Source organism: Streptosporangium sp. NPDC087985 (assembly GCF_044741965.1).
GTDB lineage: Bacteria > Actinomycetota > Actinomycetes > Streptosporangiales > Streptosporangiaceae > Streptosporangium.
The window spans coordinates 987,047-1,004,186 of sequence record NZ_JBIUTQ010000001.1 but is presented as its reverse complement, the minus strand read 5'-3'; the positions used below and the strand labels follow the sequence as shown (position 1 = coordinate 1,004,186).

Below are 17,140 nucleotides of genomic sequence, written 5' to 3'. Positions count from 1 at the left end.
AGCTTCCGTTGAACGACGTTCTCTACTCCGTCGACGACGCCGTCGCCACCATCGTCCTGGACCGGCCGGAGGCGATGAACTCGCTGACGGTGCGGATGAAGGTCGAACTGCTTGAGGCGCTGACCAGGGCCTCGCAGGCCTACGCCGTACGCGCGGTGCTGCTGACGGGGGCGGGCCGGGCGTTCTGCGTGGGCCAGGACCTGAACGAGCACGCCGCCGCCCTGGAGGCCGGCGCCGGCCTGAACGACACCGTGCGCACGCACTACAACCCGATCATCCGTACGGTCACCGAGATGGGCAAGCCGGTCATCGCGGCGGTGAACGGCGTCGCCGCGGGCGCGGGCGCCTCCCTGGCCTTCGCCTGCGACCTGCGGATCGCCGCCGACAGGGCGAAATTCATGATGGCCTTCGCCGGCATCGGCCTGGCGCCGGACTCCGGCGCCTCCTGGACGCTCCAGCGGCTGGTCGGCCCGGCCCGCGCGGCCGAACTCCTGCTGCTCGGCGAGCCCTGCGACGCGGCCCGCGCCCTGGAGCTCGGACTCGTCTCCAAGGTCGTCCCCGCCGACGAGCTGGCCGCCGAGGCCCGTGCCCTGGCCGTACGGCTGGCACAGGGCCCGACCAGCGCCTACGCGGCCACCAAGCGCGCCCTGGGGTTCGCCGCGAACAGTTCCCTGTCCGACGCCCTGGCCATGGAGGCCGACCTCCAGGATGCCTGCGCCAAGACCGCCGACCACCGGAACGCGACCTTCGCCTTCCTCAACAAGAAGCGCCCCGTCTTCGAGGGCCGGTAGTCCCTACCGGGCTGCCGGGGCAGAACGCACCCAGCAGTCGTTCAGGTGGTCGTTGACCAGGCCGATGGCCTGCATCAGCGCGTAGGCGGTGGTGGGGCCGACGAACCGGAAGCCGCGCGACCTGAGTTCCTTGGCGAGGGCCTTGGAGCCGGGTGTCTGGGCGGGCACGTCGGCCGGGGTCTTCGGGACGGGCGAGGCCGGGTCGGCGTGACGCCAGACGAGGTCGGACAGGCCGAGGTCGAGGGCGGCTCGCGCGTTGGCGATGGCGGCCTCGATCTTGGCCCGGTTGCGGACGATGCCCGCGTCACCCAGCAGGCGGTCCACGTCCGTCTGGTCGAACGCCGCCACGACCGGGATAGAGAACCCGGCGAAGGCGGCCCGGAAGTTCTCCCGCTTGCGCAGGATCGTGATCCACGACAGGCCGGACTGGAAGGCCTCCAGGGTGAGCCGCTCGAACACCCGGTCGTCACCCTCGACCCTGCGGCCCCACTCCTCGTCGTGATAGGCGATGTATTCGGGGGCCGAACTCACCCAGCCGCAGCGGATCGGCTGCGCGGGCCCGGTCATCTTCTCTGCTCCGCGTCCGGCACGTCCGGCACGTCCGGCGCGTCCGGCACGTCCGGCGCGTCCGGCCGGTCGCTCTCCAACGGGCTCGCGTAGATCTCGTGACGGGCCTGGAGCCTGCCGGCCAGCAGTTCCGTCATCCGCTGCTCCAGCACCGCGATCCTGGTGTCCCGCTCGCTCAGCGCGTTCATGACCCGGTTCAGCGTCTCGTCCACGCTGGGCGTGTGATAGCCGACGAGACTCACCGGGAGCTGCAGTGCCATGAAGTCGGCGGCGCCGAGCTGCCCGGCGTCGGGCAGGTTCAGCGGAGGAACATCGGGGGCGAACTCGCGCAGTTCGCCGCCCCAGCCCATGGCGACCACCACCACACCTGCGAGGATGGCCATGGCAGCGAGAACGAGTACGACCAGCACATACGAATCGTGCCACAACTCCCCTGATCTAGGATCACGGCATGACAGCTCTCGTGGTAATCGGCCCCGATGACCCGGGCGAACCCGGCTGGGCGGAGGCCCGCTCGATCGCCGAGGTCGAGGAGCTCGTCCGTGCCGGGCGCACCGTCGCGGTCACACCCGCCGTGCTCGCCGGAGACGGCGGGGAGGCCGCGGAACTCGCCGCGGCCTCTGTCTGCGCCTGGGCCGGTGCCCGGGTCTTCCGCACCACCCGCCCCGACCAGGTACGGCTGGCGGTCGAGATGACCGAGTCCCTGGCCGGGCGGCGGCCGCCCGCACTGACCCGCCGCGGCCTCGCCTAGGCGAGTGTCCGGGCCCTACTCCGCGTCGGCGACCACGTCGCGGACCGCCTGTTGTTCTTCCCTGATCCGCTCCACCCTGTTCCGGTCGGCGTCGGTGATGATGCGCACGGCCTCGTCCACGTCGTCGGTGACATGGATCAGATTCAGGTCCTGCGGGGAGATCTTGCCACTGGTCACGAGGGTGTTCCTGATCCAGTCGAGCAGCCCTCCCCAGAACTCCGTCCCCAGCAACACGACGGGGAAGGAGGTGACCTTGCGCGTCTGGACCAGGGTCAGCGCCTCGAACAGCTCGTCCATCGTGCCGAAGCCGCCCGGCAGCGCGACGAACCCGCAGGCGTACTTCACGAACATGGTCTTGCGGACGAAGAAGTAGCGGAACTCGATCCCGAGGTCCACGTACTCGTTCATGTGCTGCTCGAAAGGGAGCTCGATGCCCAGCCCGACGGAGACCCCGCCCGCCTCCCTGGCCCCCTTGTTGGCCGCCTCCATGCAACCGGGCCCGCCACCGGTGATCACGGCATAGCCCGCTCCGGAGAGTTTCCGGCCAAGCTGGACGCCCATCTCGTACTCGGACGCGTCAGCGGAGGTCCGCGCGGATCCGAAAACGGTCACCGCCTGAGGCAGTTCGGCGAGCTGCCCGAAGCCCTCCACGAACTCCGCCTGGATGCGCATCACTCGCCACGGGTCCATGTGCAGCCAGTCGGCGGGGCCCCTGCGATCGAGAAGCCGCTGGTCATGGGTGGATTCGGAGACGAGGTCGCCGCGGACCACGGCGCCTCCCTGACGGCGTTCCGGACGTGTCTTCTTCATGCCGGTCACCGTAGCGCCGTCTTTGGAAAAATCTTGGAAAATCTCCCGCAAACCACGGAACCGGATTTCCCAGGGTCCGCGTCTAACTGCCGAGGGTGCTGCTCGGGACTGAAAGCGGCTTTCCCCGCCAATGGCCGGCGAGGAAAGCCACTTTCATTTGTGCTCCTATCTACCGGGCCATCGGCCCAGGTCAACCCAGCCAGTCCAGCATTCTGCGCTCGCAGTCGGCGATCTTCTCCAGCGATACGTACTCCCCTTGCTGATGCGCCAGGTCGGGGTCACCGGGACCGTAGTTCACGGCGGGAACGCCGAGGCGGGAAAAGAGCGACACATCGGTCCAGCCGAGTTTCGCCCGGGGTGTGCCGCCGACGGCCTCAAGAAAGGCCGCCGCCACCGGATGGGTCAGGCCGGGCCGCGCCGCGGCGGCCCCGTCGGTGAAGCGGACCTCGAACCCGTCGAACACCTCGCTCACGTGTTCCCGGGCGGCCTCCAGCGACAGGTCGGGGGCGAAGCGGTAGTTGACGGTCACCACGCACTCGTCGGGGATCACGTTGCCCGCCACGCCGCCGGTGATCGCCACCGCGTTCAGGCCCTCGTGATACTCCAGGCCGTCCACCACCGGCTGCCTGGCCTGGTAGGCGTTCAGGATCGCGAGCACCGGCTGGGCGGCGTGGACGGCGTTGACCCCGAACCAGGACCTGGCGCTGTGCGCACGCCTGCCCCGGGTGATGATCTGGGCGCGGAGCGTGCCCTGGCAGCCGCCCTCGACGACACCGTCGGTGGGCTCCATGAGCACCGCGAAGTCACCCGCGAGCAACGTGGGGTGCCTGCGGCTGAGCCGGAGCAGGCCGTTGCGCTCGGCCTCGATCTCCTCGCAGTCGTAGAAGACGTAGGTCACGTCCCGGCTCGGAGCCCGGAGCGCGGCGGCCAGCTTCAGCGCGACCGCCACACCGGCCTTCATGTCCGAGGTGCCGCAGCCGTACAGCAGGCCGTCCTCGACCCGGCTGGGCAGGTTGCCGGCCACCGGGACGGTGTCGATGTGACCGGCGATCACCACCCGCTCGCCACGTCCGAGCTCGGTACGGGCGACGATCGCCTCACCGTCGCGGCACACGCTCAGGTGCGTCAGAGGCCGCAACGCTTCCTCTACCGCGTCAGCCAGGGCCTTCTCGTCGCCGCTGACCGACTCGACGTCCACGATCCGCGCGGTGAGCGCTCCGATGTCCTGTGTGAGATCCAGACGCGTACTCATGCTCGCGACCCTATCTCCGGCCGTGGCTCAGGCCGAGGCCGGCCACTCCACTTCAAGATCCCATGGGGAGTTCCGGGCGGTCCCCGCCGCGCCCAGGACCGGTAGGTTCTTCAGGATGCGACGGCGTTTCTCCAAAGGGATCATCACGATCCTCGTGATCGTGACCGTGCTCGCGGTGGGCCTCACCGCGGGTTTCCTCATCCTGCTCAACCGGGTCACCTCGTTCACCGCGGCAACGGAGGGCTGCAAGATCACCATCCCGACCGGTTCTCTGGAGCTGGAGATCGAGCAGGCCCAGGTGGCCGCGGTCATCGCGGCGGTGGCCGCCCGCAGGAAGCTGCCTGAGCGGGCCGTCGTGATCGCCTACGCCACCGCCATCCAGGAGTCCAAACTGCTGAACCTGCCGTTCGGCGACCGTGACTCGGTCGGCGTGTTCCAGCAGCGGCCCTCGCAGGGCTGGGGCAGGCCCGAGCAGCTGGTCGACCCGGTCTACTCCTCGGGGAAGTTCTTCTCCGCGCTGGTGAAGGTGAAGCACTACCAGAAGTTGCCGCTCCACGAGGCCGCCCAGAAGGTGCAGCGCTCGGCCGACGGGTCGGCCTACGCCCAGCATGAGGGCAATGCGGAGATCCTGGCCGCGGCGTTCACCGGGCGGGTGCCCAAGGCCGTGCACTGCTGGTTCCCGGCACCCACCGGCAAGACGCCCCTGCCGGGCGCCGCCGCCGCCAAGCATGAGCTCGCCCGCGCGCTCGGCTCCGGGACCACGCTCAACGCCACCTCGCAGAAGCACGGCTGGCTGATGTCCAGCTGGTCCGTCGCCCACGCCCAGGAGTTCGGGTTGCACCGGGTCCGCTACAGCGGCCAGGCCTGGACGCCGGAGAGTGCCGACCGCGGATGGCAGGCCGATGCCCAGGCCCCGGCGGGCCGCGTCGAGATCTCCTAGTCCTTCTTCTCGATCCCGATGGAGCCCGGGGGCAGCGCCTGGGCGTAGGAGGAGCTCCAAGGCTGGCCCTGGAGCCGTTCGAAGGAGAGCAGGCGGCCGTCGGCGGCCCGGTAGTCGGCGAAGTCGAGCAGGCCCCGCTCCGGCATCGAGGTGACGCCCTCCCCGCGGAAGGCCGCGGTGCCGCGGTCCACCGGAAAGAACTCGACCCCCTCGACGCTCAGCGTGGTCCTGGCCGGAATCATGCCCTGCGTGGGCACCGGCGTCCACAGCAGCACCTCGAGATGGGACGGGTCTCCGGGGTTCAGGCCTGGACGCGTCTCGACCGACAGCCACTGGTAGCAGCGGGTGCTGTCGTCGAGGAGGTACTCCGTCCACTGGTTGCCCTGCCACGACAGGTACATGGCGCCCAGGACGCGGGTCCGCACACCCTGGCAGTCGATCGTGTCGCCCACCTTGATCGTGCGAGGATCGGGGTAGTCGATGCCTACATGGCCCGTGCTCGGTTGAGGCGGCGGCGGTTGCGCCACCTCGGCCGGTGGGAGGGGGGTATCGCCGGGCCGCTCGGGCTCTGGCTGCCTCCTGTCCTGGCGCGTGGTCGCGTAGAACGCGCCAAGCAACAGGGCAAGCGTCACTGCACTCAGTCCGAGTATCGCGGCGACCTCAGGGGTCATGCCGCGCGATCCTACTGGAGGCGGCGGACCGCCGCACTGATGCGTTCGTCACCGGCGGTCATGGCGATCCGGATATGCGCGCCCCCGGCCTGTCCGTAGAAGTCACCGGGCGCGACCAGAATCCCCTTGCCGGCGAGCGTGTGCACCTGCTTCCAGCAGTCCGTGCCGTTGGACGCCCACAGATACAGGCCCGCGGTGGAGTGCTCGATCTCCCAGCCGGCCGCCTCCAGGGCGGGGCGCAGCGCGGCCCTGCGGGCGGCATAGCGGGCGCGCTGCTCCTCGGCGTGCTCGTCATCGTCCAGGGCCACTGCCATCGCCGCCTGGACGGGCGCCGGCATGATCATGCCCGCGTGCTTGCGGACCTCCAGCAGCCGCTGGATCAGCGTGGGGTCTCCCGCGACGAACCCGGCCCGATAACCCGCCAGGTTGGAACGCTTGGACAGCGAGTGCACCGCGAGCAGGCCCTCGTGCGAGCCGCCGCACACGTCCGGGTGCAGGATCGAGACGGGCTGCTCCTCCCAGCCCAGCTCGATGTAGCACTCGTCGGAGGCCACGACGGCGCCGTGCTCGCGCGCCCATGAGACGATCTTGCGCAGGTGCTCGACGGGCAGGACCCTGCCGGTCGGGTTGGACGGGGAGTTCACCCAGACCAGCGGCACCCGCTCGGGCCCGAGCGCCAGCAGGCCGTCCGTGGCGTACGGCTGGGCACCCGCGAGACGGGCTCCGACATCGTAGGTGGGGTAGGCCAGCTCAGGGAAGATCACCCGCTGGCCGGGCCCGATGCCGAGCATCGTCGGCAGCCAGGCCACGAACTCCTTGGAACCGATCAGCGGCAGTACGTTCGCCTGGTCCAGGACCACGCCGTGCCTGCGCCGCAGCCAGCCGGCGGCCGCCGAGCGGAGGCGTTCGGTGCCGTGGGTGAGCGGATAGCCCGGGCTGTCGGAGGCGTCAGCCAGCGCCTGCCGCACGATGGGCGGCACCGGGTCGACGGGGGTGCCGACCGAGAGGTCGACGATCCCGTCGGGATGCGACTGCGCCAGCTCCTTATGCGGCGTGAGCCGATCCCATGGAAAGTCCGGCAGGCCGATCACAGCTCTCCCCGCTGGGCATGTCCCCACCCGGGCCGAGCGGGGAAAGACGACTTCTGAGTGGGCCCGGCCGGGCAGGGGCGGCTCACTGCGCTCCCCCCTGCCCGGCACGTGCTCCTAGTGGCTCTCGGCCTGCGGAGGCAGGGCCGAGACGACCGGGTGGTCCTTCTGGATCTTGCCGACCTTGGAGGCACCGCCGGGCGACCCCAGGTCCTCGAAGAAGTCCACGTTGGCTTTGTAGAAGTCCTTCCACTGCTCGGGAAGGTCGTCCTCATAGAAGATCGCTTCAACGGGGCAGACGGGTTCGCACGCACCGCAGTCCACGCACTCGTCAGGGTGGATGTAGAGCATGCGCTCGCCCTCGTAGATGCAATCGACGGGGCACTCCTCGATGCACGCCTTGTCCAGAACGTCCACGCAAGGCTGCGCGATGACGTAGGTCACCTCGGGCTCCTTCTTCTTTACGCACCTAGGCACGACTTCGACCGCGGGTTGCTACGCCCTAGTATTGCCGTGCCCGCCATATGTCTGAAACGGGAGGGGGCAAAAGACGGTGACCCCAGGCCTCGGTGCTCGCCTCAATGTCACCATAACCCCTTCTGACGTGGGCAAAAGAGTAACCACACGGCGACGGGTTCCAGAAGGGTTCCGTGACGCGGTGGGGCATCTCGAATTCTGGCGGGACGGCGTGCTCGGCGTGCGCAAGCGCGACGGCACCCTGGTCGAGATCTCCCAGGACACGCTCGTGGCGGCGAAGGTCGTCTCGGGCTGACGGTGGCGCGCGCCACCCCCTTTTCCGGGCGTAAGCCGTTCACCAAAAAAGGCCGCGCCTCCTCGACCCGTCCAACTGTCACGTAGAGTATTGAAAGCGTGACCGTACGCATCAGCGCCGCCGCCGTGATTCTCACCGCCACGATCGCCGGATGTGGCGCGCCGGCTACCGAGAACAGACAACTTCCGCCGGTCAACCCTCGGGCCGCCTCCCTGCAGGAGGGGTTCTCGACGATGGAACGCCTCGCCGAGGCGGCTCGCAAGGAAGGCGCGCTCACCGTGATCGCGCTGCCGCGCGACTGGGTGAACTACGGCGAGATCATCGACACCTTCTCCGAGGAGTACGGGATCAAGGTCGAGCAGCTCCAACCGGACGCGAGCAGCCGGCAGGAGATCGAGGCCGCGGCCCGGCTCAGACCCGACGTGTTCGATCTGAGTCTGGAGGTCGCGGTGGCCAACGCCGCTTCCTTCGCCCCGTACAAGGTGCAGAACTGGCAGGACATCCCCGACAACCTCAAGGACTACCCCGGACGCTGGTACGCCGGCTACGGAGGTTACATGTCCATCGGCTACGACCCGCGCAAGGTCGCGGCCCCGGCTTCCTACGGCGACCTGCTCAAGCCCGGCTACAGCGTCTCACTGCCCGGCGACCCGCGGCAGACCGCCGCGGCCTTCAACGGGGTGATGGCGGCCTCGCTCAGCGGCGGCAAGGCCGAGGCGGGAAGGGGCGTGGAGTTCTTCGGCCGCCTGAAGAAGGCCGGCAACCTCGCGCCGTCGGAGCAGACGGCCTCGGTCGTCCTCGACTGGGACTACCAGAACGCCGGGCGGGCGGGCTGGAAGGTCGCCATCCCGGGCAAGACCGTGCTCAGCTCCTACTACGTCCAGGCCATCAACAAGAACGCCCCGCACCCGGCCGCCGCCCGGCTGTGGCAGGAGTTCCTGTTCTCCGACAGGGGCCAGAACCTGTTCCTCAAGGGTCACGCCCGCCCGGCCCGGATGGAGGCCCTCCAGATGCGCGGCACCCTGGACAAGGAGCTCGCAGCCAAGCTGCCCGTCACGAGTGCCCGGCCGGTGATGCTGACCATCCCGGAGACCGACGCCGCCAAGGCGTACCTCCAGCGGGAGTGGGACAGGAAGCTCGGATAAACCAGAGGCTGCTGGGACTGACATGTCACGACATCTCGGAGGCTCTAAAGTGTCTGGAGAGCACCGATAAGAGGCCGTGGCGTCTCAGAATGTGAGCTGATCGTCATGCGATACGACGTCCCCGGCCTGACGAGGTGGAACGCTCGCTCCCATGACAGCGGCTTCGGATACGTCTCCGCACACGGCGCCCCCCTGGTCGACCTGCTCGACCCCCAGCCGGGGGAACGCATCGTGGACCTCGGCTGCGGCACCGGGGTGCTGACCGCCGAGATCGCCTCCCGCGGAGCCCACGCCCTGGGGATCGACGGGTCCCCGGCGATGATCGAGAAAGCCCTGTCCCAGTATCCGGGGCTGGACTTCATCGTCGGTGACGGCCGCGACTTCACGGTCGCCCAGCCGTACGACGCGGTCTTCTCCAACGCGGCCCTGCACTGGCTGGGCCGCGAGCCGGACGCGGTGATAGCCAGCGTGCGTGAGGCGCTGACCCCCGGAGGACGGTTCGTGGCCGAGATGGGCGGCGCGGGCAACTGCGCCGCGCTGACGGCGGCGCTGTCCACCGCGTGGCGGGAGCACGGGCTACGCGAACCCGATCTACCGTGGTATTTCCCGACTCCGGCTGAATATGCCACCCGGCTGGAGAAGGGCGGATTCATCGTCCGGCTGCTGGAGTACTTCGACCGGCCGACCCCGCTGGACGAATGCCCCAACGGGGCAGCGGACTGGGTAAGGATGTTCGCCGGATCACTGCTCCGTGAAGTGCCCGGAGACCTGGCCGAATCCCTGCTGCGGCGGGTGAACGAGTTGGCCGCGCCCGCACTGCGCCGGGAGACTGGGTGGATGGCCGACTACGTGCGGCTCCGCTTCGCGGCCGTACGCCGCTGAACAGACCGATGCGCCGGGGGGATTTGCCAGACTAGGGTCTGTTCCATGAGTCTCTTTCCCCGGCGACGTGGAGTGACTCGGGCGGCTTGAGGGGCTGATGAAGGGAACGGATGAATTTCTGTCTGAGTGACCTCGTGCCGCCGCTGCGCTGGAGCGACGCGGCCACGATCCCACTCCTACGTGACCGGCCCGATCTTCCGGATGCCTGGTGGCGCAGCCTGCCGATGGCCCGGTTGCTCACCGTGCTGGACCCGGAGGAACTGGCCGAGATCCTCACTCGGATCGCCATGGAACACTGGCCGGCCGCCGCCGTGGGCGACGTGCTCCCCGCCCTGTACGTCCTGGACCCCGACGAGGCCGACGAACCCTGCACGGCCATCGCCCTCGACCGCACCGGCTCCTGGGCGGGCCTGCTCTCCCTCACCGGCCATGACCTGCGCGACCAGCCCTTCATCCAGCCCTTCCCCCTGCTGAGCGTCCTGTTCGCCGCGGTCTTCCACCGCGTGGCCCACCTCGCCCCCGGCTCCGGCTCCCCGGCGATGACACCCGCCGGCGCCTCGGGCTCCCAGGTCCCGGCGGCGGCGGCCGAGGCCGGGCCGGAGGCCGTCGCGGAAGGCGGCGCCGGATACGCTGCCCCCGCTCCGGCCCCCGAGACCGGATCCGAGCCCGTGCCGGAGCCCGAGACCGGGTCCCGGCCCGGCCGGGATGCCGGAGCCTTCTCCGTCCCCGCCGCACGGGGGGACAGGCGCGTGGCCGTGCCCGCCGCCGAGGAGGCGGAGCCCGCCACGGACGGCGAGGAGGCGCGGCAGCCGACGAGCCTTCACACGCTGGTGGACGGAGCCTTCGTCAACCTGGAGGACAAGAGCTGGGCCGTCGCGCAGAACAGGCTGTTCAGTGACGAACCGGCGACCGTGGAGGCGCTGGCCAAGCTTTTCGCGGTGACCCCTGAGATGATCAAGGACGTGGAGGGCGACCTCCGCCGGCGGTTCAAGGCGTGGCTCATCTCGGAGGCGGCGGCGCCGTACCGAGAACACCTGGCCGGACTCAAGAAGATCCTCGGCAAGGCGGCGCCCAAGTCGCGCCTGATCGCCGCGGCCGACTGGCACGCCCTTGAGCTCCACTCCCTCGACATACCCGCCTGGCAGTTCGTGCTGGCCAGCCTCCCCGAATACCACCTGGTCGACGAGTGGCTGGTGGAAGGGGACATCACCGAGCTGCGCCACCACACCCGCGACGTGATCAGTAGCGCCAAGCCCCCGCTGACCATGACCAAGGCCCTCGCCCTGGTCACCTCCCTCGGCATCCACCCCGAGGTCTCGAAGGAGTGGCTGGAGAACGTCCCCCAGCTCCGCATCCTGGCCACCGGCCAGCGGGCGAACAGCTCGGCGCCCACGCCCAAGCCGAGGTCCGCCGAGAGGCCCGTGGCCGGCGCCCCCGGCAGGGAACCGGAGGGGGAACCGGGCAAGACCCCGTACCAGCCCCTCAAGGACGTCTCGCTGACCCGGCGCTGCTTCCGGCAGCCGGACGGCCGATGGTGGCTCAGAATCGACATCACGCCCGAGCACATCCAGGGATCCGAGTGCCCGCTGCCCAGCGGGTTCGCCGCCTACCTCGGCATGTCGCCCGGCGACAGCCGTACGGTCAACAGCGCGGTGGGCGAGCTCACCCTGAGCTGGCAGAACCGGCCCGTGGTGGAGTCGCTCAGAATGCTCCTTTCCGATGTGGGCGCCAAGCCGGGGAGCCACCTGTTCCTGACGCTGTCCGACGAGGGGGTCCTACGTGCCAGGCACCTGCCGGCCGCGGACGCGGGGATCGAACCGACCGTGCAGGCCCTGCGGCTGGTCGGCTACACCGCGCCGGGCGGCACCCCCGAGCAGGCCGGCCGGGTCATCGCCACCCGGGTCGGCATGAGCGGCCCGGTGAGCCTCCCCGACCTCCTCGTCCGGTTACGAGAGCGCGGGGACCGCGACCTGCTGTCCCTGCTGGCCTAGCCGATGCCGCAGCTCGCGATCGCCCCTGAGTTCCCGGTGGAACTCGGCGCCCTGGACCAGCCGGTGCGCCGGGACATCGTCGTCTCGGTGCGCCGTTTCATGCAGAACGTGGCGGGCGCGCCGCACCCGGAGCGGGTCAGGGGGGCCAGGGACCCCCGGATCGCCACCCTCCGGCTGGCTGACCGCCACCGCGGCGTCGTGGTCAGGCAGCGGGACGTCTACTGGCTGCTGACCGTGCTGCCGGACGCGGAGGCATGGGCCTACGCGCAGCGCTACAGGTTCGGCGTCAACACGGCCCTGGGTGTGATCGAGATGTGGGACGCCGCGGCGCTCGACCGGGTGGGACCCGCGGTGTACAGGGCCTCCGAGTCCTCCCCGGCACGGCTGTTCGCCGACATCTGCGACACCGACCTGGCGGAGCTGGGCATCGGCAGGAGGTTCCTGCCGCTCGTCCGGCAGATCACCGACGAGCTGATGCTGGAGGCACTGGAGCCGCTGCTGCCCCCGACGCAGTACGCACCACTGGCCGCGCTGGCCGGCGGCGAGTCCATGGCCGGGGCCTGGCGGGAACTGGAGTCCTGCCGCGCGGTCGCCGCCACCCGGGATCCGGTCGATCCCGAGAACTTCGCCGCCGCGCTCCTGCGCAGCCCGGACCGCGCCTTCTTCGTCGGCAGCCCGCGCGAGCTGAACCACGTGCTCGACGTGCCCGGCTGGTGCGTGTTCCTGTATCCGGCACAGAACCGGCTGGCCCGCCGGGAGTCCTACGGACAGCCGGTTCTGGTCACCGGCGGCGCGGGCACCGGCAAGACACTCGTCGCCCTTCACCGGGCGGCCTTCCTGGCGAGGCGTGCCACCGGCCGGATCCTGCTCGTCACCTTCTCCCAGGGGCTGAGCGCCGACCTCGCCGCCCGGCTCGACCTGCTGATCGAGGATCGGACGGCCCGCGGTCGGGTCGAGGTCGACAACATCGACCGGCTGGCCCAGCGCATCGTCGCCGAGGCGGAGGGACGGCCCCCCACGCTGGTCGGCGCCGCCGAGCTGACCGCGCTCTGGCAGGAGACGGAGAGCGGCCACAGCCCGGCGTTCCTGCTGCGCGAGTGGGAACAGGTGGTGCTGGCACAGAACCTCCAGACCCTGGAGGAGTATCTGAACGCGCCGCGCCCCGGCCGCGGCGTCGAACTCACCGGCCCGGAGCGGACCGCCGTCTGGCGGGCCGTCGAGCACGTCACCGGGCGACTGCGGGAGCGCGGCAAGCGCACCCTGCTCCAGCTGGCGGCCGAGGCGTCGGCGCTGCTGAGCCAGACGACCGGGGACCTGCTGGAGGAGACCGCGCCGAAGCAGGAGCCGTACCGGCACATCGTGGTGGACGAGGCTCAGGACCTGCACTCCGCGCAGTGGCGGCTGCTGCGCGCGGCCGTACCGCACGCCCCCGACGACCTGTTCATCGTGGGCGACCCGCACCAGCGCATCTTCGACGCGCGGGTGGCGCTGTCCTCCGTCGGGATCGAGGCGATCCAGCAGCGGTTTCAGGTGTCGTACCGGCTTCCTCTGGAGATCCTCTCCTGGAGCGTACGGCTGCGCGGCGGCGGACCCGCCGACGGGCTGGTCGACGGGGCCCAGGAGCTGTACGGCTTCCGCGCCACCCGGCACGGGCACCGGCCGATGGTCCGAGCTTACGATTCACCGGAGGAAGAACTGACCGGTCTGGTCACACAAGTGGGACAGTGGGTGGAGGAAGGCGTGCCACCACAGGAGATCGGGGTGGCCGCCAGGACCGCCGGCCTCGTACGTGATGCCCGGTCCGTCCTGCGCGAGCTGGGAGTGAGAGTGACGACGTTGCACGGCATGAAGGGACTGGAGTTCCGGCGGGTCGCCGTGATCGGCGTGGCCGACGGCATCGTGCCGCCCCTGGACTCACTCACCCCCGCCGACGAGGACCCCTCCGCCCGGGCACACGACCTCCAGCGCGAGCGCGGCCTGCTCTACATGGCCTGCACCCGGGCCGGCGAACTCCTCTACGTCTCCTACTCCGGGCGAGCCAGTCCGTTCCTTCCTACCTGAATCACATACTCTGAACTGCGGATATATTCCCCTTTGCCGGTTGGACCTCAATGAACCTCAGTCTGAGCGACATCGCGCCACCTCTGCGCTGGACCTCTCCCGGTCAGGTAGCGCCGATCGCAACCGACCCCCGTCTCTCCGAGGCGTGGTGGCAGGCGCTTCCGCTCGACCGAGCCTGCTCCACCATCGGGACCTCGGAGGTCGCCGGACGTCTCGCCGATCTCGCCCTGGCGTGCTGGGGGCATCTGATGCTCGGCGACATCCTGCCCCTGCTCAGGTTCGCCGATCCGGCTTCGAGCGTCCGCACGCCCGAGGGACTCGGCCGCGAAGGAGTCCACCGGCTGTTCACCGGCGTGCTGGATCGACTGCTCGAACCCGTCACCGAGGAGAGCGTCGCCCAGATGCGTCCCTCCCGGCCCGACCGGCCGCTGCCCGAGCTGATCGACGAGGTCTTCACCACCCTGGACGAGCGGCAGCGCACCATCGCCAGGGACCGTCTCTACGCCTCCCAGCGGGCCACGCTCGACGACCTGGCACAGCGGTTCTCGGTTACCCGGGAGCGCATCCGGCAGATCGAGCGTGACCTGCGCGACCACATCGAGGCCTGGCTGGCGAGCGAGGACGCGGCGCCGCTGGTCGCCCACGTGTCCTGGCTGCGAGGCAGGCTCGGCTCCGCCGTACCGGCCGACGACCTGGCCGCGGCGGTGCCCTGGCACCGCACCGACATGGCCACGCTCGGCATCCCGGCCTGGCGGTTCGTGCGGACCCTGCTGACCGGCTACGACCAGGTGGACGGCTGGCTGGTCGCGGGCGGCGCCGACGAGCTGCGGGAGAAGACCAGGCAGCTGTTCACCGACGGGCCGCGCCCCCTGGGGGAGGCCGTCACGCTGGTCAGCCAGCTCGGTATCCGTGAGGACGTGGCCGAGCGCTGGCTCATCGCCGTGCCGCAGCTCCGGGTTTTCGAGGGCCACGTGGTGCCGTGGCCGCGCAGCGTCAACGACAAGGCCGAGGCCGTGCTCGCGGTGGCCGGCCACGCGCTGATGCCGGAGGAGATCCAGGAACGGATCGGTGAGGACTACAGCCTCGTCGGCATCCGCAACCAGCTCACCGCCGACGACCGGTTCCTGCGGCTGGACCGGAACAAGTACGGACTGTCTCGCTGGGGCGGCGAGCAGTACCTGGGCATCAGGGAGATGATCGTCAGGGAGATCGAACGGTCCAACGGCGAGGCGTCGGTCAACACGATCGTGACGAACCTGACCGCGCGCTACGACGTGAGCGAGAGCTCGGTCCGTGCCTACGCGGGCGGCCCCGGTTTCGAGCGCACCCAGCGCGGATGGATCCGGGTGGCCGGGACCGAGCAGGCCGACTACCAACCGCGCCGTGACGTCTCGGCGACCCGCCGCTGCTTCCGCAGCCGCGACGGCCGCTGGTGGCACCGGGTGGACGTCAACGCCGAGCACCTGCGCGGGTCGGGCTCCCCTCTGCCGACCGGCTTCGCCGCGCACCTGGGCATGGCCCCCGGCGGCCAGCTCACCACCTCCACCCCGTCGGGCGACGTGGTGATCAGCTGGCATAACCAGCCGACCATGGGCTCCATCCGCCCGATGCTGGTCACCGCCAACGCCTCCGAGGGCGACCACGTCTTCCTGACGGTCTCCGACGGCGGCGAACTCCTGACCCGCTACCTGCCCGCCTCGGCCCCGAGCCTTCCGCCGCTGAACCGGGCTCTCTACCTGATCGGCTACACCGCCCCGGTCGCCTCCGAGGCCGAGGGCATCCGCCTGATCGGCGCCCGGATCGGTCTCGCCGACGGCTGTACCCGCGAAGAGGTCGTCGCCCGCCTGCGCGACCGCGGCGACCGCGAGATCCTCGCCTTCCTGGAGGGCCCCGGCGGCTGAGCATAGGCTCGATGCATGTTGCGGCTGTATGACACCCGGAATCGCCAGGTCGGACCGGTCCTCCCCGAGGGGGCCCGGTCGATGCGGATGTACACCTGCGGGCCGACCGTCTATCGCTACCCCCACCTCGGCAATTTCAGGACATACGTTCTTTCGGACCTGATCAGGCGGGTCAGCGAGCGCCAGCGGATCCGGGTCGTCGCCTGCCGGAACATCACCGACGTCGGGCACCTGGTGGACGACGCCGAGATCGACCCGGGCGGCGAGGACAAGATCCTGGCCCAGGCCAGGTCCGAGGGGCGGACCGGGCTGGAGATCGCGCGGTTCTACGAGGCCGCCTTCCTGTCCGACGCGGCCGCGCTGAACATCCGGCCGCCCGAGCACTCCCCCAGGGCGACCGAGACGATCGACCTGATGATCGAGATGATCGCCAAGCTGCTCGAAAAGGGGAACGCCTACACGGCCCCCGACGGGTCGGTCTTCTTCGACGCGGCCTCCTTCCCGGCCTACGGCGAGATCTCCGGCAACCGGCTCGACCGGCTCAGGCCCGGCCACCGCGTGGAGGGCGTCGACCCCCGCAAGCGGTTCCACGCCGACTGGGCCCTGTGGAAGCCCGCGGATCGCGAGATGACGTGGGAGGCGCCCTGGGGCCGCGGCTTCCCCGGCTGGCACATCGAGTGCTCGGCCATGTCGCTGCGGTTCCTCGGCGAGCACATCGATCTGCACACCGGCGGGATCGACCTGCGCTTCCCGCACCACGAGGACGAGCGCGCCCAGTCCGACTCCGCCGCCGGGCACGAGGTGGTCAGGCACTGGGTCCACGGCGAGCACCTGCTCTTCGACGGGCGCAAGATGGCCAAGTCCACCGGCAACCTCGTCCTGCTCGGCGACGTGGTGGACGCCGGCCTGGATCCGCTGGCCGTACGGCTGGCGCTGCTGGAGCACCGCTACCGCCAGCAGATGAACCTCACCTGGGACACGCTCCGGGCCGCCGACAGGACCCTGCGGCGCTGGCGCTCCCGCGTCGCCGAGTGGTCGGAGTCACCGAGCCGCCCGATGCCCGCCGAACGGATCTCGGCGATCGAGGCAGCCTTCGACGACGACCTCGACACCCCGCTGGCGCTGCGCCTCCTGCGCGAGCTGGAGCGCGACGACGCGGTCGCCCCCGGCTCCCGGTTCGAGGCGTTCCTGCACCTGGACCAGATCTTCGGCCTGGACCTGTCGATCGACATCGGCAGGACCAGGAGCCTGCCACCTGGCGCCGCCGAGCTGCTCCAGCAGCGCCTGCGGGCCCGTGACGCCCGCGACTGGGCCGTCTCCGACCGCCTCCGCGACGAACTGGCCGCCCTCGGCGTCCAGGTAGCCGACACCCCCGACGGCCAGACCTGGGCGGTCGCCTGAGAGAACAGGTGGTCTTCTCCAGCCGTGACCGATGGATCGGCGGCGACGTTGTCGATCAAACAGGGAATGGTCATGTTTCCGCAGGGCGTGGTAGCAGATCGCGTCTAATGTCGGTGG

16 protein-coding genes are annotated in these 17,140 nt (G+C 70.2%); 9 read left to right on the top strand and 7 right to left on the bottom strand.

Going from position 1 to position 17,140, the window contains the following annotated elements; genetic code table 11:
- Positions 1–8: 8 nt before the first annotated feature.
- The gene (locus tag ACIN94_RS04830) at positions 9–791 is read left to right on the top strand and encodes an enoyl-CoA hydratase-related protein (protein WP_400699723.1); all 783 of its coding nucleotides are present in this window, start codon (positions 9–11) and stop codon (positions 789–791) included.
- A 3-nt stretch (positions 792–794) separates the two neighbouring features.
- Here ACIN94_RS04830 and ACIN94_RS04825 read toward each other — a convergent pair whose 3' ends face one another.
- On the bottom strand, positions 795–1,358 hold the full coding sequence (locus ACIN94_RS04825) for a DNA-3-methyladenine glycosylase I (RefSeq protein ID WP_400699721.1): 564 nt from the start codon (positions 1,356–1,358) through the stop codon (positions 795–797).
- Complete coding sequence (locus ACIN94_RS04820; RefSeq protein ID WP_400699718.1) at positions 1,355–1,768, bottom strand: hypothetical protein; 414 nt, start codon at positions 1,766–1,768, stop codon at positions 1,355–1,357. The genes ACIN94_RS04825 and ACIN94_RS04820 overlap by 4 nt, the downstream gene beginning before the upstream one ends.
- 41 nt (positions 1,769–1,809) lie before the next feature.
- Between ACIN94_RS04820 and ACIN94_RS04815 the strand changes: the two genes are divergently transcribed.
- The gene (locus ACIN94_RS04815; RefSeq protein ID WP_400699716.1) at positions 1,810–2,109 is read left to right on the top strand and encodes a hypothetical protein; all 300 of its coding nucleotides are present in this window, start codon (positions 1,810–1,812) and stop codon (positions 2,107–2,109) included.
- 15 nt (positions 2,110–2,124) lie between these two features.
- Here the strand turns inward: ACIN94_RS04815 and ACIN94_RS04810 are convergent, their stop codons facing one another.
- Entirely contained in the window at positions 2,125–2,919 is a 795-nt protein-coding gene (locus ACIN94_RS04810; protein WP_400699714.1) for a TIGR00730 family Rossman fold protein, read from the bottom strand.
- Between the two features lie 190 nt (positions 2,920–3,109).
- Positions 3,110–4,171, bottom strand: a complete 1,062-nt coding sequence (gene dapE / locus ACIN94_RS04805; RefSeq protein WP_400699712.1) for a succinyl-diaminopimelate desuccinylase — start codon at positions 4,169–4,171, stop codon at positions 3,110–3,112.
- A gap of 115 nt (positions 4,172–4,286) precedes the next feature.
- Here dapE and ACIN94_RS04800 point away from each other — a divergent pair, with 115 nt between their 5' ends.
- Positions 4,287–5,111 carry a hypothetical protein gene (locus tag ACIN94_RS04800; RefSeq protein WP_400699709.1) on the top strand — a complete coding sequence of 275 codons (825 nt, stop codon included), beginning with the start codon at positions 4,287–4,289 and terminating at the stop codon, positions 5,109–5,111.
- On the opposite strand, the gene ACIN94_RS04795 is transcribed toward ACIN94_RS04800, so the two are convergent.
- The 3 genes from ACIN94_RS04795 to fdxA all read right to left on the bottom strand — a co-directional run bounded on the left by ACIN94_RS04795 (position 5,108) and on the right by fdxA (position 7,314).
- Positions 5,108–5,782 (bottom strand): DUF4178 domain-containing protein, encoded by a 675-nt coding sequence (locus ACIN94_RS04795; RefSeq protein WP_400699706.1) that lies wholly within the window; start codon positions 5,780–5,782, stop codon positions 5,108–5,110. The two genes, ACIN94_RS04800 and ACIN94_RS04795, sit on opposite strands and share 4 nt — an antisense overlap.
- A gap of 11 nt (positions 5,783–5,793) precedes the next feature.
- A complete protein-coding gene (gene dapC / locus ACIN94_RS04790) occupies positions 5,794–6,873 on the bottom strand; it encodes a succinyldiaminopimelate transaminase (protein WP_400699704.1) in 1,080 nt (359 codons plus the stop codon).
- A gap of 114 nt (positions 6,874–6,987) precedes the next feature.
- Entirely contained in the window at positions 6,988–7,314 is a 327-nt protein-coding gene (gene fdxA / locus ACIN94_RS04785; RefSeq protein ID WP_400699702.1) for a ferredoxin, read from the bottom strand.
- A gap of 426 nt (positions 7,315–7,740) precedes the next feature.
- Here fdxA and ACIN94_RS04780 point away from each other — a divergent pair, with 426 nt between their 5' ends.
- The 6 genes from ACIN94_RS04780 to cysS all read left to right on the top strand — a co-directional run bounded on the left by ACIN94_RS04780 (position 7,741) and on the right by cysS (position 17,023).
- A complete protein-coding gene (locus tag ACIN94_RS04780; RefSeq protein WP_400699700.1) occupies positions 7,741–8,787 on the top strand; it encodes an ABC transporter substrate-binding protein in 1,047 nt (348 codons plus the stop codon).
- A gap of 105 nt (positions 8,788–8,892) precedes the next feature.
- Entirely contained in the window at positions 8,893–9,669 is a 777-nt protein-coding gene (locus ACIN94_RS04775; protein WP_400699698.1) for a class I SAM-dependent methyltransferase, read from the top strand.
- 110 nt (positions 9,670–9,779) lie between these two features.
- Complete coding sequence (locus ACIN94_RS04770; protein ID WP_400699696.1) at positions 9,780–11,660, top strand: hypothetical protein; 1,881 nt, start codon at positions 9,780–9,782, stop codon at positions 11,658–11,660.
- Positions 11,661–11,663: 3 nt separating this feature from the next.
- Positions 11,664–13,721 (top strand): UvrD-helicase domain-containing protein, encoded by a 2,058-nt coding sequence (locus ACIN94_RS04765; protein WP_400699694.1) that lies wholly within the window; start codon positions 11,664–11,666, stop codon positions 13,719–13,721.
- Between the two features lie 50 nt (positions 13,722–13,771).
- A complete protein-coding gene (locus ACIN94_RS04760) occupies positions 13,772–15,622 on the top strand; it encodes a sigma factor-like helix-turn-helix DNA-binding protein (RefSeq protein ID WP_400699692.1) in 1,851 nt (616 codons plus the stop codon).
- A gap of 15 nt (positions 15,623–15,637) precedes the next feature.
- Positions 15,638–17,023, top strand: a complete 1,386-nt coding sequence (cysS, locus tag ACIN94_RS04755) for a cysteine--tRNA ligase (protein WP_400699690.1) — start codon at positions 15,638–15,640, stop codon at positions 17,021–17,023.
- The last annotated feature ends 117 nt before the right edge of the window (positions 17,024–17,140 follow it).

Excerpts from the sequence above, each read along its gene's own strand:
- ACIN94_RS04810 (WP_400699714.1), bottom strand. The coding sequence starts at position 2,919 with ATGAAGAAGACACGTCCGGAACGCCGTCAGGGAGGCGCCGTGGTCCGC.
- ACIN94_RS04815 (WP_400699716.1), top strand. The coding sequence starts at position 1,810 with ATGACAGCTCTCGTGGTAATCGGCCCCGATGACCCGGGCGAACCCGGC.
- ACIN94_RS04825 (WP_400699721.1), bottom strand. The coding sequence starts at position 1,358 with ATGACCGGGCCCGCGCAGCCGATCCGCTGCGGCTGGGTGAGTTCGGCC.
- ACIN94_RS04795 (WP_400699706.1), bottom strand. The coding sequence starts at position 5,782 with ATGACCCCTGAGGTCGCCGCGATACTCGGACTGAGTGCAGTGACGCTT.
- dapE (WP_400699712.1), bottom strand. The coding sequence starts at position 4,171 with ATGAGTACGCGTCTGGATCTCACACAGGACATCGGAGCGCTCACCGCG.
- ACIN94_RS04800 (WP_400699709.1), top strand. The coding sequence starts at position 4,287 with ATGCGACGGCGTTTCTCCAAAGGGATCATCACGATCCTCGTGATCGTG.
- ACIN94_RS04765 (WP_400699694.1), top strand. The coding sequence starts at position 11,664 with ATGCCGCAGCTCGCGATCGCCCCTGAGTTCCCGGTGGAACTCGGCGCC.
- cysS (WP_400699690.1), top strand. The coding sequence starts at position 15,638 with ATGTTGCGGCTGTATGACACCCGGAATCGCCAGGTCGGACCGGTCCTC.
- ACIN94_RS04760 (WP_400699692.1), top strand. The coding sequence starts at position 13,772 with ATGAACCTCAGTCTGAGCGACATCGCGCCACCTCTGCGCTGGACCTCT.
- ACIN94_RS04775 (WP_400699698.1), top strand. The coding sequence starts at position 8,893 with ATGCGATACGACGTCCCCGGCCTGACGAGGTGGAACGCTCGCTCCCAT.
- ACIN94_RS04770 (WP_400699696.1), top strand. The coding sequence starts at position 9,780 with ATGAATTTCTGTCTGAGTGACCTCGTGCCGCCGCTGCGCTGGAGCGAC.